This window comes from Vibrio sinaloensis (assembly GCF_023195835.1).
GTDB lineage: Bacteria > Pseudomonadota > Gammaproteobacteria > Enterobacterales > Vibrionaceae > Vibrio > Vibrio sinaloensis_C.
Map to the genome: position 1 here is coordinate 1,553,401 of NZ_CP096199.1, position 13,073 is coordinate 1,566,473.

The window sequence follows — 13,073 nt, forward strand, 5'->3', positions numbered from 1 at the left end:
TTGAAAACTGGAGACTTCTATCATGAATCTACGTAAAATGCGCACAAACAACAAATAGTAAGCATTCTCATTATAATGACCGACAATCCCAACACTATTAGCCGTTCTTGGTTGATAACTCAAGCAAAAAAGCACAAATCTAAGCTTATCTTTGCCAATCTTATCGCGCTGCTGGCCACTCTGATTAGCGTACCCATTCCTCTGCTTATGCCTTTAATGGTTGACGAAGTGCTCCTCAATCAACCGGGACAAGGGTTGGCGGCGATGAATTGTTTATTGCCAGTATCAATGCAAACCCCGACTGGCTATATCTTCTTGACGCTAGTGTTGGTGATTATCATGCGCAGTGTAAGCCAAGCACTGAACATATTGCAAAGCCGACAATTCACACTGGTCTCGAAGACCATCACCTATAAAATGCGCAGCAAAATGATTGATAAGCTGGGCCGTATCAGTATTCGCCAGTATGAAACTCGGGGCAGCGGCGGAGTCAACGCGCACTTGATCACTGATATCGAAACCATCGATCAATTTATCGGTTCAACATTAAGTAAGTTCCTCATTAGCTTACTCACTGTTCTCGGAACGGCAGGGGTGCTGCTGTGGCTAGATTGGCGTTTAGGGTTGTTTATCTTATTAGTGAATCCAGTGGTGATTTACTTTTCACGTAAACTCGGTAGCAAGGTCAAACACCTCAAGAAGAAAGAGAACCAATCTTTTGAACGGTTTCAAAACCGACTGGTTGAGACCTTAGATGGCATCTATCAGCTGCGAGCGGCAAATCGCGAGCGTGAATTTCTCTCTGAGTTGAAACAGCAAGCCAACCAAATTCGCATCGATGCTGACAAATACGCTTGGCAATCAGAAGCCGCCGGACGTGTTTCATTCCTGTTGTTTTTGCTCGGTTTCGAACTGTTTCGCGCCGTCGCGATGTTGATGGTGCTGTTCAGTGATTTGACGATTGGCCAGATCTTCGCGGTTTTCGGTTACTTGTGGTTTATGTTGTCCCCTGTTCAGGAACTGCTCGGCATTCAGTTCTCTTGGTACAGTGCGAAAGCCGCGTTGAAGCGTATCAACGCCCTACTTGATTTAGAGGAAGAGGCTCGACCTGTCAGTAAAGTGAACCCATTTAGCGATGACCGAGAAGTGGATGTCGTGGTTGAAAAAGTTAACTTTTCTTACAACGCTGAAGCGCAGGTATTGCGTGACCTCAGCTTAACCATTCCAGCCGGTAAAAAGGTTGCTCTGGTGGGGGCTAGCGGTGGGGGTAAATCGACGTTGATTCAATTGCTGATTGGAGTTTATCAAGCCGATTCGGGCACGATTCGCTTTAATGGCGAACGCTGTGAAGATATCAGTTTTGCGACAATTAGAGAGCAAATTGCTGTGGTATTACAACAGCCTATACTTTTTAATGACACTTTGAGGCATAATCTCACCTTAGGCTCTGACTACGATGACTTGCAACTGTGGCGCGCACTAGAAATCGCTCAAATGCAAGACGTCATCAAGCAATTGAGTGACGGACTCGATACGCAAATCGGCCGCAGCGGTATTCGTTTGTCTGGTGGACAAAGACAACGTTTGGCGATCGCTAGAATGATTCTGAGTAATCCGAAATTTGTTATTTTGGATGAAGCAACCTCAGCGCTCGATACTGCGACAGAGGCCGCACTGCACAAGGCATTGACCGACTTTTTGCATGGCCGCACCACGTTGATTGTTGCGCATCGATTGTCGGCCGTTAAGCAGGCAGATCTGATTTATGTGTTAGAAGATGGTCAAGTTACTCAAACAGGCACGCATGGAGAGTTGGTTGAACAACAAGGCTTATATCAAACCCTGTATGGCAGTGTGCAGTCACACCATTAGCCAGAAAAAACCAGTCATCAATCAGGAGAGTAGCCATGGGCCGCTCTCCTAACATGCATGCCCACCCTTCTCAAACTAACTCGGTTCGCTTATGCCATGGCTGTGAGTTACCGGTTGACCTTATTGATGTTGAGCAAGGCAAAAGCGCTTTTTGCCCGCGTTGCAATACTTGGCTTTATCGCGGTGGCAATCCGTCACTGTCTGGCAATCTCGCCTTAGCCATCACTTGCTTGCTATTGTTTATTCCTTCGCATTTTTTCGACTTCATCAGCATTCGCCTGTTTGGGGTGATGATCCCTGCCACTCTACCTGCTGGCATTTGGACTCTGGCCGATGAAGGGTTCTTGTTTTTGGCGGCACTGATTTTTTTCTGCAGTTCACTCGCGCCACTGATTCTCTCCAGCGCGGTCGTCAGTGCTCATATCGCGCTCAAAGTGAACTCATTTCGGATATTAAAACCCTCGCTGGCACTGATTCAACGAATAAAACCTTGGGTGATGATTGATGTATTTCTGGTCAGCATCGCCATTTCGTGCTTCAAGCTGCAAGACTACTCAGATATTTTCGTTGGTCCGGGCCTGATAGGCCTATTGTTGCTGCAAGTGAGTACCGTGTTACTGCTCACAAGAATAAGTGTGCGTCGCTACTGGGAAGTGTTTTCACCCGAGAGTAGTTATCCCGCTTCTCGAAAGGATCTGCATTGTCACCAATGTCACCTCTCCCAACCAGAAGCTGAGCAGTGTTTGCGTTGCCACAACCCCATTCACCACCGCAAGCCGTTCTCGGTACAAAAAACTTGGGCATATCTGATTGCAGCGAGTATCGCCATATTTCCAGCCAACTTGATTCCTATTTCTATCTTACTGACCAACGGCAAGCGGCTCGAGGATACGATATTTTCTGGTGTCGCTTCACTGATTAATAGTGGGATGACAGGCATCGCTATCATCATTTTTGTCGCCAGTATTGTGGTGCCTGTGGCTAAGATTTTAGGGCTATCTTACTTACTTCTAGCCATTCAGTTTAAGCGCAAAATTTATCACCGCCATCGGATGTTTATGTACTTCGTCATTAAATGGATTGGCCGCTGGTCTATGATGGATCTATTCGTTATCTCGATCATGATGACACTGGTCGATCGTGGTCAAATTCTCGACTTTACCCCAGGTTTTGGCGCCGTCGCTTTTGGTATTGTCGTGGTACTAACCATGCTGGCAGCAGAAAGCATGGACCCTAGGCTAATTTGGGATAACTACCCAGACGCAAATAAAGAGAAAGAGTCTACTAATGAGTAATGCCTCCCCGACGCAACGATCTTACTCGCCAAAGGTGAAGAGGAATAAGGGCCTCTCACCGCTCTGGCTGCTACCTGTGCTGACTATGGTGTTAGCAGGATGGTTGGTGTTTACCGCCATTCAAGATGCTGGACAACGAGTGCAAATCTATTTCTCAGATGCTCAAGGACTGATCGCAGGCCGGACCACCATTCGCTACCAAGGTCTTGAGGTCGGTATGGTCAAAGACATCAACCTGGCCGAGGATCTGCAAAGTATCTATGTAGAAGCTGACATCTATCCAGAAGCCGCCAAACTGCTGACCAAAGGTGCTCGCTTTTGGATGGTCAAACCCACCGCGAGTCTGTCGGGCATTTCTGGCCTCGACGCACTTGTCTCTGGCAACTATATCGCGATTGCGCCCGCGGACAATCCCTCAGAGCCAGAAACAACCTTTGCCGCTTTGGAGCGTGCGCCGTCAGACTTACTCAACAAAGAGGGATTGTCGATTTCCCTGAAGTCGCGCGATTTGGGCGGAATTTCAATTGGTTCACAAATCGTCTATCGTAAAATCCCAATTGGGGAGGTTTACAGCTACCAACTGGATGATGATGACAAAAGCGTTATTATTAATGCCACGATCGATGAAGAGTATCGCCATATCATCACTCACGATAGCCGATTTTGGAATGTCAGCGGAGTTGGCGCCAACATCGGTTTCGGCGGTGTCGATGTTCGCTTAGAAAGTCTCAGCGCATTAATTGGTGGTTCAATTGCGGTCGACTCACCCGATGGCGGTGAGCCAGTGGCCGAAAACACCCAATTTAGACTCTACCCTGACCTTAAAACCGCAGGTCGTGGTATCGCGATAAAAATCACGCTCCCTGATGACAACAAAATCAGTGCATCCGGCGCGCCTATTATCTACCGAGGCGTTGAAGTCGGACAGGTCACCCACCTGGAATTAACAGAGGGCCGCGAGCAAGTTGTCGCTCAAGCAGCGATACAACCTGCATTTAGTGACATGCTCACCAGTGGTAGCCAGTTCATTTTGCAAGAAGCGCGCGTTTCATTAAGTGGTGTAGAAAACCTCAGTAATATCATCAAGGGTAACTTTCTGACTATCGTGCCTGGAGAAGGAGAGCGTGCTCGTCACTTTACCGCCATTCGCACCGAGGACTTCAAGCGCAAACAAGCGCGAACCGTGGCATTGAAGTTAGTCTCGGACAACTCATTCGGCCTCGAACGAGGCGCTGAGATTATGTATCGTGGGATCAGTGTTGGCTCGGTAACGGAAGTCAAACTGGTCAAAGACAGTGTTCAGTTTGATGCGTTGGTCGACAGTGATTACGCGCACTTAATCAAATCACAAAACCGCTTTTATGTAACCGGCAGTGCCAGCGCAGAGTTGACCGAGTCTGGCCTCAACATCTCTGTTCCACCAGCAAAACAGCTGCTGGCAGGTTCGATTAGTTTTGTCAGCGAAGGACAAAATAAAGCGCGAATCGAATACCAACTTTACCCGAGTAAATCACTCGCTGAGTTGGCCAAGTACAATATGTCTGGCTCAACCCAGTTAACACTATTTGCTTCCGAGCTGCCCCCTGTGAGCATTGGTAGCCCATTGCTATACCGTAACCTACAAGTGGGCAGTATTGCCGATTTCTACTTAGTCGACGGTGGTGTGTTGATCACAGCCAGTATTGAAAACCAATACAAACATCTGATCACCGAGCAAACCGTATTTTGGAATCGCTCTGGCGTTGAAGTTGACGCCAGCCTTGCAGGCATCAGTATTTCTGCTGCTCCACTGACGTCATTGATCAAAGGGGGAATTGCTTTTGATTCCCTCCCAGGCGTAGACAACAAGCAAAATGACAAATGGCTGCTGTATCAAGACTACAAAACAGCACGCAAATTTGGTCAAGTGATCACCCTCACCTACCAAGGTGAGAACCGTTTATCGGCAGGCTCAGCGATTAATTATAACGGCGTCAAAGTTGGTGAAGTGACGTTAATCGTTCCTGACTTTCGTCGTCAGCGTGTTGAAATAAAGGCGCGCGTGCTGCCTGAATATACTGAGAAAATCGCTGTCGACGGCTCTTTCTTTTGGCTTCCGAAAGCAGAGTTCGGCATCGATGGCATCAAGAATGCTCATAATCTACTATCGCAATCAATTAACGTTCTGCCCGGTAAAGGCAAAAAACACAACGCGTTTGTACTTCACGCCAATAAACAGACAGAGCAAGGGGTAAGGTTTACCCTACAAAGCGAAACTCGCGGCTCTATCAAAAAAGGGACGCCGATCCTCTATCGTGACATGCAAGTGGGTGAAGTCATCAAAGTTGAGCTTGGCGAGTTTGCTGACCGAGTCGTATCGACTATCGCCATTCAGCCCGACTACGCCTACTTAGTTAGACGTAATACCGTTTTTTGGAATACCTCAGGTGTTGATGTGTCGATTGGTCTCAGCGGAGCCAATATTAAGTCAGGCACCTTAGATAGTTTGGTGCGCGGTGGTATTACCTTCGCCACCCCAGAGCAAAAGCAATTACAACCTGCGGCGCCGCCAGAGACCTCTTTCTTCCTGTACAGCCAAGCTGAAGAGAGTTGGGCGAGTTGGCGAACCGCCATACCTAAGCCGTAGAAAGTACAAAACGCAGCGAAATCGCTGCGTTTTTGCTTCAAGCTCGGTATAATCTTGGCCTTTTCATCCAAGCCGAGAAACCGTCGTGCACCAAAATGTTTATCTCCCCCCGGCCTTTTTAGAGCAAATCGAGCAGATTCTGCCAGACCACCTCAATATGGGGGATTTTGTTGCAGCCTGCCAACGCCCATTGCGCAAGAGTATTCGCGTCAATACGTTAAAGATTTCAGTGTCGGAGTTCATGCAACGAGCGGCGGTCAAAGGCTGGGTTCTTGAACCTGTGCCTTGGTGTGACGAAGGCTTTTGGATAGAAGCCGATGAATCTCTCGTTCCTCTCGGTAATACCGCAGAACACATGTCGGGGCTGTTTTATATTCAAGAAGCCAGTTCAATGATGCCAGTGTCTGCGCTATTTCAAGCGCAAGACCACGAAGCGACGTCGGTTTTAGATATGGCCGCAGCGCCAGGTTCAAAATCTACTCAAATTGCCGCAAAGATGGGTAACCATGGCATTTTGGTTGCTAATGAGTTTGCTGCGAGTCGAGTCAAAGTACTGCATGCCAATATCGAGCGTTGTGGTGTACGGAACACGGCACTGAGTAACTTCGATGGCCGAGTCTTTGGCGGATGGCTTCCAGAGCAGTTTGATGCCGTGTTGATTGACGCTCCTTGCTCAGGAGAAGGGACCGTTCGAAAAGACGCAGATGCGATGAAAAACTGGAGTAAAGAGTCCGTCATTGAGATCGCAAATACACAAAAAGACCTGATTGAAAGTGCGTTCCACGCGCTAAAGCCAGGTGGCGTGATGGTTTACTCCACATGTACATTGAGTGTTGAGGAGAACCAGCAGGTGTGCCACCACCTAAAAGAGACTTTTTCTGATTGCGTTGAGTTTGAAAGTTTACACGACCTTTTCCCCAACGCTAAGGACGCGCTGACAGAAGAAGGTTTTTTACATATTTTCCCGCAAGTCTATGACTGTGAGGGCTTTTTTGTTGCACGAATTCGCAAAACTGCGTCAGCACCTGCCCCTAAAGTTAAAAAGCGCCTAGGTAAGTTTCCATTTGAAAAAGCAAGTGCAAAGCTCGCTCAAGACGTGACAGAGCAACTGAAAAAGACGCTCGATATTGAACTTCCCGAGAATTCATCACTTTGGATAAGAGACAAAGATGTATGGTTGTTTCCAAACGCGTTGGAGCCAATGCTCGGCGAACTAAGGTTCTCTCGTATGGGGATAAAAATCGCTGAAACCCATAAGAAAGGGTATCGCTGGCAACATCAAGTCGCCACGGCACTAGCCAACGGTAGTGAGCAAAACACGGTAGCACTTTGTGTTGACGACGCACGCGAGTGGTTTATGGGAAGAGACGTCAGACCAGATGGCCTTAGCGGCAGTGGAGAGGTGATAGTGACCTTTGATAACGATGTGATTGGATTAGGAAAGTGGGTCGGAAACCGAGTGAAAAATGGTCTGCCTAGAGAGCTGGTTAGAGACAAAAACTTGTTTTGAATCGTCAATCATTGGTATGAAATTCTAGCGAAGCCGCGCAATAACTGGCAAATGCACTACAATGTAATAGTAGACAGGCATTGAATATCAAGTAATTAGCGCAGGCTCTATGAGAGCCCTTCCCCTAGGCCCAAAGCAGGATCAGCATTGGGCCTTTTTTTTTGGATTTTATACCTGTTGCTTTAATAGCCCACTGGATAAGTACGGCCTCAAATCATAGGTATTATGGGTACTAACTTAGGCGGATACCTTCCCCATCAATCACGATCTTACCTTGTTTGTACAAACCACCAATCGTCTTCTTAAAGGTACCTTTGCTGGTTCTAAATGCAGCGAAGATGGCTTCTGGACTCGATTTATCATTCAGAGGCAGAAAGCCCCCTTTCTTTTCCAGCAAATCCATGACTTTTTGACTTAAATCGTCCATCTTACCGACACCGATTTTTTGCAATGAAAGATCTATCTTGCCGTCATCACGAATGTTTTTAATGTAGCCTTTCAGTCGCTTGCCGACAAACAGCTTACCAAACACGTCGGACTTAAAGATCATGCCCCAGTGCTCACCTTCAACAATGGCCTTGTAGCCTAGCTCGCTTCGCTCAGCAATAATCAGGTCAACTTGTTGATTTTTAGTGTAGTTCGCCGGAGTCTTGTCCAGTAGCTTGTTGAACTTCGTCGTACCGACAATGCGCCCAGAGGCTTTGTCGATATACACATAGACGAGAACCGATTGCCCTTCAGAGAAGCGGCTGCGCTGTTCACTAAACGGGATAAGTAGGTCTTTCTCTTTGATACCCCAGTCGGCGAAGGCGCCTGTTGAGTTGATACCCTGAATTTTCATCAGGCCCCATTCGCCTACTTGCGCGATCGGGGTTTCAGTTGTGGCGACGAGCTGACTGTCAGAGTCGAAGTATAAAAATGCATCTAGGTGAGCACCAACATCGGTTCCTTCCGGAACATAACGATTGGGTAATAGGGCTGTGCCATAGTCACCTGCATCAAGAAATACGCCGAAACCGGCCTTTTTCACAACTTCTAAGTGGTTTATCTGACCAACTTTAATCATTTCAACTGTCTCTTGCTAAATTTGCGGTGATTATAGCGAATCTCTGATATGCTTGCGCAAGATATTTCGCACTATCAGGAGCTTTTTTTGTTAACCGTTGATAAGCAAGACGGCATCACTCTAAAGATTTCGCATGCGATGGAGTCGACCAAGAAGTCGGACCTTGATCTCTACTTCTTCATCCCTGGCGAACTGGGCTTAAGCTCTGATGTTGTCAAAGAGAGTGAGTTCTACTACGAGTCCATTGTTCAAAAACGCGCTTATTACAGTGACAAAATCCTACTCCCTTTGGTACACAGTCGACTCGCGAAACGAGGGCGCTTGTCCTCTACCCAATACCGGGTCAGTCTAAGTCTATTCGCTTACCAATACGTTATCGCGCTCGATAAAGCCGTCAACGAACTTAACAAGCACAACAAAGAGTCGGTCACCATTGATGAAGTCGATGAAGTGATTGAACTGTCTCTAGATATCCTTAAGAAGCTGCGCCGAAGTATCCCGTTCGAAGAGAGCTTAAAACGTTACTACGCCAACATCGACAACTACCTATCTTGGTATACGGGTCAACGTCTGATGTCGCTGGTGGCGCATATGCCCCGCGACAGTGAATATAAAAGCTTGAAAGAGAGCTTGCTTGCCATTGTTGAAAAAGAAGCGGCCCACCGAAAACTCAACAACTACAACTCAAAACGAGTTCGTGACGACGTAACGCGATTGAGCAATAAAATGCGTCTGTTGCGTCGCTTGATTGAACACCCTGTGGTGCTACAAGAGAAAACTCAATCTCTGGGCAACAACATGAAACGGGTCGTCAAAGGTGGCGCGACTGGATTTGTGATGGTGTTTGTCACGATTACCGCGATACTAGCGCGTGACTACTGGGGCGAAATCACCGTTTCTTTCATCATTTTGATGTCGTTTGTCTATGCGTTACGCGAAATTTTTAAAGACGACCTTCGTGATGTTATGTGGCGCTGGATTCGTAAAGGGCGGCCTAAGTGGCGCAAGATGTATCTCGACCCAACCACTAAGAAAGCCGTTGGTCAAAAGCTGGAATGGCTAGATTACAAAGTGCTGGATAAACTGCCCGATCGGATTAAGCAGATTCGCAAAAAACGGGTCGTTCAACGCGAAGAACAAGTGTTGCATTACAGCGCAAAAACAGAGATGTCGACCTCCAAATTTATGAGTGGTTACGAAGAGACTCGAGAATCGATGCTGATCAGTATGCGCGCTATCACCCGCCTAATGGACAAGGGCTCAAACAAGATCTACATCAATAACAACGGGCAAGTTAGCCGTGAGTCCGTTGAAAAGCGCCACTTGGTGAACTTGATCGCTCGGGAAGACAATCATGATGGACAACCTAAGTATTACCGCTGGAAGATCGTGCTCAACCGCAGCAAGATTGTCGCCGTTGAGCAAATCGACGTTGAAGAGGTCAAGCATCCGTTTTCTTTAGTGACAGAGTCAGAAGAAACTCAGCCATCGGCTCATCGCCATGAAGCGACGGACAAATCGCCGTGATTTTTACCGCTTGATTCACTCGCTCGCCAGTAGCAAATGTTTGTGCCAACATCTCATCGATCAGATGTCCATCTTCACAAATAAAATGCACATCTGCTTCAGGCCGCTTGAGAAACTGCCCCTCAACGGCCTTAAAAGCTAGCGACACTTTTTCGCCACACTCTTGCGCTTTACTCATCGCCATAAAGCCCCCTGCCACATCGGCCCCAACAGCCAATACACCAAAATACATACTGTTAAGGTGGTTCTTTGTTCGACGTTTGAGCGGAATTTTTACTTCAACTCGCTGAGCATCTAACTGCAGCAGTTTTGGCCTTGCGAGCCAGATAAATGGGACCTTGAAAAAGCCAAATAGATTAAGGTACAGGTTTGCTTTAGACAGCGCTGATAACATGATACTCGTCCGACCAGTAAAATTAAGTCCAGTTCATAACGAACAACGCCCAATGTCAACATTTCATTAACATTGGGCGTTCAAATAGTGATCTAATCAGGCCAGTCAGGTTACAGCGTCACAACCAATTCAACGTCAACTTGCTCTGCAAAGTATTCCTGCAAACGAGGGCAATCAATAAGTCCGCTACTGGTCACAAGCACAGGCTTGTTAGTGGCAGAGGCGGCAGCGACGGTCTGTTCAATCAATTGCAATACCGCTTCGCTTTGAGGATCAAACAAATAGTCAAGCACCTCATTGAATCGATCAACCCCCAACGTAAACTGAGTTAAGTTCTCTAAGTTAATCACCGCCCCATCGAAATAGTGCAGCAAGCGTTCTGACAATAATGCACCTGACGGCACATCGACTCGATATAGGACTTTTAGCCCATTTAACCCTCTAGGCAAGCCTTGCTCTGCCAGCAAGTCAATGATTTTCGCTGCATCGGATAAGCCTCGTACGAAAGGCACAACGACATCGACATTATGACCGCGCTGTTGCAACGCCTTAATCACCTGACACTCTAAGGCAAACTGCGGACCGAACTGTGGCTGGGCATAACGAGAAACGCCACGCACTCCCAGCGCAGGGTTGGCCTCCTTTTGTTCGCACTTGCCCCCAAGTAGCGAACGAAAACTATCACTATCGGCACAGCTTAAACTGATACGAATAGCCTTGTGTTGAGGTAAAATCGCAGCGTCGATATGCTCAGCCAATGTTTGTACGAAATGCGCTTCGATGCTTTGATCGCCGACAATCGCTGCAATGGCAGACAGCTCGTGCTCTTCGAGCACATTACTCTCTTGTTGATATAAAGGGTGATAGAAAATCTGTTCAAGAATCAACTCAGAAAGAGAAACGTATAGATGGTTGTCACCAGATGGGCCATCGAAATATGGCAAGGACTGCCCTAAGTTGAGTGCTGGATGCAAACTGCTCGAACTGTTTAAACTCATTACTGCTCCGTGCATTAGTGCTTATTGATCTTATGTGTTCAACATAACGCTCACTTATAGCGAAAACAAGCCTAAACAACATTATTAACCTACTAAAATGCATAAATTTTCACTTTTACACCTAAGTAGCGATAAGAATCTTGATAAGTGGTTTATTCCTCACCAGGTTTCCGCTATCTTTACCGCTTCGCAATAAAAAGAACAGGCTGTGGTATGCCACTGAAAACCGATGAATTAAGAACCCAACCTTTGGGGCCCATGCCAACTCCGGCAGAACTAGGTCAAGCGCACCCTATTACCGATGAAGTCGCTGAGCGTATCGCACAATCTCGTCGTCAAATTGAACGCATTCTAACTGGCGAAGACCAACGCCTTCTCGTTATTGTTGGTCCTTGCTCAGTTCACGACACAGACGCAGCTATCGACTACGCAACACGTCTCGCTTCCATTCAAGAGCAATATAAAGATCAATTGTTCATTGTTATGCGCACTTACTTTGAAAAGCCGCGCACCGTGGTTGGCTGGAAAGGGCTTATCACCGACCCGAACCTCGATGGTTCATATGCACTTGAGGCGGGATTAAACAAAGCCCGTAAACTGTTGCTTGATATTAACAAGCTCGGCTTGGCGACGGCGACTGAGTTCCTCGATATGATTACCGGTCAATACATCGCGGATTTGATCACTTGGGGTGCCATCGGCGCACGCACCACTGAGTCACAAATACATCGCGAAATGGCTTCTGCCCTCTCGTGCCCAGTTGGTTTTAAGAACGGCACCAATGGCAATATCAAAATCGCCATCGATGCGATTCGAGCTTCTCATGCTTCTCACTATTTCTACTCGCCAGATAAGCACGGCCGAATGACCGTCTACCGTACTAGTGGTAACCCTTATGGTCATGTCATCTTGCGTGGCGGTGACAAAGGGCCAAACTTCGATGCTCAGTCAGTCGACGCAGCATGCAAGCAGTTAGCAGAGTTTGGTTTGCCTGAACGACTAGTGGTCGATTTCAGTCACGCCAACTGCCAAAAACAACACCGCAAGCAACTTGATGTCGCAAAAGATATTTGTGAGCAAATTAAATCGGGTAAAAACCAAGTCGCAGGCATCATGGCAGAAAGCTTTATCCTTGAAGGCAATCAACCGATGGATGACCTCAACAATCTCACTTATGGCCAGTCGATCACAGACCCTTGTTTAGGTTGGGATGATACCGCTGCCATGCTTGAAATGTTAGCGAACGCCGTTAAGTCACGCAGTTAATATTAAGGACACTAAAATGCCATCATTCGATATTGTTTCAGAAATTGACACCGTTGAACTGCGCAATGCCGTGGATAACGCCACGCGCGAGCTGTCTACGCGTTTTGACTTTAGAGGTGTTGCCGCCTCTTTTGAAATGCAGAAAGATGAGTCTGTAAGAATGAACGCTGAGGGCGATTTCCAGCTCAAACAGATGCGTGATATCTTACGCGGCCACTTAGCGAAGCGCGGTGTTGACGCCAACGCAATGGAGGCCAAACCTGAAGAAGCAACGGGCAAAAACTGGCACCAAATCGTTGTATTTAAGCAAGGTATCGAAACACCTATGGCGAAGAAAATCGTCAAGCTTATCAAAGATAAGAAGATGAAAGTTCAAGCTTCAATCCAAGGTGAGAAGGTACGCGTAACAGGCAAAAAGCGTGATGATTTACAGGCTGTGATCGCCGTTATTCGCGAAGCGGAGTTAGGGCAACCTTTCCAGTTCGAAAACTTCCGCGACTAGACTAAATAACGCAATAA

Annotated in this window: 10 protein-coding genes; 7 read left to right on the plus strand and 3 right to left on the minus strand. The window is 47.2% G+C overall.

All coding sequences use genetic code 11. The features are described 5' to 3' along the window. Positions 1–75 precede the first annotated feature (75 nt). The 4 genes from MTO69_RS07080 to rsmF all read left to right on the plus strand — a co-directional run bounded on the left by MTO69_RS07080 (position 76) and on the right by rsmF (position 7,303). On the plus strand, positions 76–1,872 hold the full coding sequence (locus MTO69_RS07080; RefSeq protein ID WP_248327809.1) for an ABC transporter ATP-binding protein: 1,797 nt from the start codon (positions 76–78) through the stop codon (positions 1,870–1,872). 35 nt (positions 1,873–1,907) lie between these two features. Next, entirely contained in the window at positions 1,908–3,167 is a 1,260-nt protein-coding gene (locus MTO69_RS07085) for a paraquat-inducible protein A (protein WP_248327811.1), read from the plus strand. Continuing rightward, complete coding sequence (locus MTO69_RS07090; RefSeq protein ID WP_248327813.1) at positions 3,160–5,793, plus strand: PqiB family protein; 2,634 nt, start codon at positions 3,160–3,162, stop codon at positions 5,791–5,793. The genes MTO69_RS07085 and MTO69_RS07090 overlap by 8 nt, the downstream gene beginning before the upstream one ends. Positions 5,794–5,878: 85 nt before the next feature. Next, positions 5,879–7,303, plus strand: coding sequence for a 16S rRNA (cytosine(1407)-C(5))-methyltransferase RsmF (gene rsmF / locus MTO69_RS07095; RefSeq protein WP_248327815.1), 1,425 nt, complete (start codon positions 5,879–5,881; stop codon positions 7,301–7,303). 232 nt (positions 7,304–7,535) lie between these two features. On the opposite strand, the gene MTO69_RS07100 is transcribed toward rsmF, so the two are convergent. After that, positions 7,536–8,369, minus strand: a complete 834-nt coding sequence (locus MTO69_RS07100; RefSeq protein WP_248327817.1) for a CvfB family protein — start codon at positions 8,367–8,369, stop codon at positions 7,536–7,538. Between the two features lie 87 nt (positions 8,370–8,456). On the opposite strand from MTO69_RS07100, the gene MTO69_RS07105 reads away from it, so the two are divergent. Further along, a complete protein-coding gene (locus MTO69_RS07105) occupies positions 8,457–9,896 on the plus strand; it encodes a hypothetical protein (protein WP_248327819.1) in 1,440 nt (479 codons plus the stop codon). On the opposite strand, the gene MTO69_RS07110 is transcribed toward MTO69_RS07105, so the two are convergent. Further along, positions 9,811–10,290, minus strand: coding sequence for a DUF4442 domain-containing protein (locus tag MTO69_RS07110; RefSeq protein WP_248327821.1), 480 nt, complete (start codon positions 10,288–10,290; stop codon positions 9,811–9,813). The genes MTO69_RS07105 and MTO69_RS07110 overlap by 86 nt on opposite strands. Before the next feature lie 110 nt (positions 10,291–10,400). Then, entirely contained in the window at positions 10,401–11,288 is an 888-nt protein-coding gene (locus MTO69_RS07115) for a putative PEP-binding protein (protein WP_248327823.1), read from the minus strand. Between the two features lie 213 nt (positions 11,289–11,501). Between MTO69_RS07115 and MTO69_RS07120 the strand changes: the two genes are divergently transcribed. Continuing rightward, positions 11,502–12,554: a 3-deoxy-7-phosphoheptulonate synthase gene (locus MTO69_RS07120; protein ID WP_248327825.1), complete on the plus strand. Its 1,053-nt coding sequence runs from the start codon at positions 11,502–11,504 to the stop codon at positions 12,552–12,554. A gap of 16 nt (positions 12,555–12,570) precedes the next feature. Next, positions 12,571–13,056 (plus strand): YajQ family cyclic di-GMP-binding protein, encoded by a 486-nt coding sequence (locus MTO69_RS07125; RefSeq protein ID WP_248327827.1) that lies wholly within the window; start codon positions 12,571–12,573, stop codon positions 13,054–13,056. Positions 13,057–13,073: the final 17 nt, after the last annotated feature.

What these genes read in the sequence shown, in the direction of transcription:
- MTO69_RS07080 (WP_248327809.1), top strand. Translation starts at nt 76, where the DNA reads ATGACCGACAATCCCAACACTATTAGCCGTTCTTGGTTGATAACTCAA.
- MTO69_RS07085 (WP_248327811.1), top strand. Translation starts at nt 1,908, where the DNA reads ATGGGCCGCTCTCCTAACATGCATGCCCACCCTTCTCAAACTAACTCG.
- MTO69_RS07090 (WP_248327813.1), top strand. Translation starts at nt 3,160, where the DNA reads ATGAGTAATGCCTCCCCGACGCAACGATCTTACTCGCCAAAGGTGAAG.
- MTO69_RS07100 (WP_248327817.1), bottom strand. Translation starts at nt 8,369, where the DNA reads ATGATTAAAGTTGGTCAGATAAACCACTTAGAAGTTGTGAAAAAGGCC.
- MTO69_RS07110 (WP_248327821.1), bottom strand. Translation starts at nt 10,290, where the DNA reads ATGTTATCAGCGCTGTCTAAAGCAAACCTGTACCTTAATCTATTTGGC.
- MTO69_RS07115 (WP_248327823.1), bottom strand. Translation starts at nt 11,288, where the DNA reads ATGAGTTTAAACAGTTCGAGCAGTTTGCATCCAGCACTCAACTTAGGG.
- MTO69_RS07120 (WP_248327825.1), top strand. Translation starts at nt 11,502, where the DNA reads ATGCCACTGAAAACCGATGAATTAAGAACCCAACCTTTGGGGCCCATG.
- MTO69_RS07125 (WP_248327827.1), top strand. Translation starts at nt 12,571, where the DNA reads ATGCCATCATTCGATATTGTTTCAGAAATTGACACCGTTGAACTGCGC.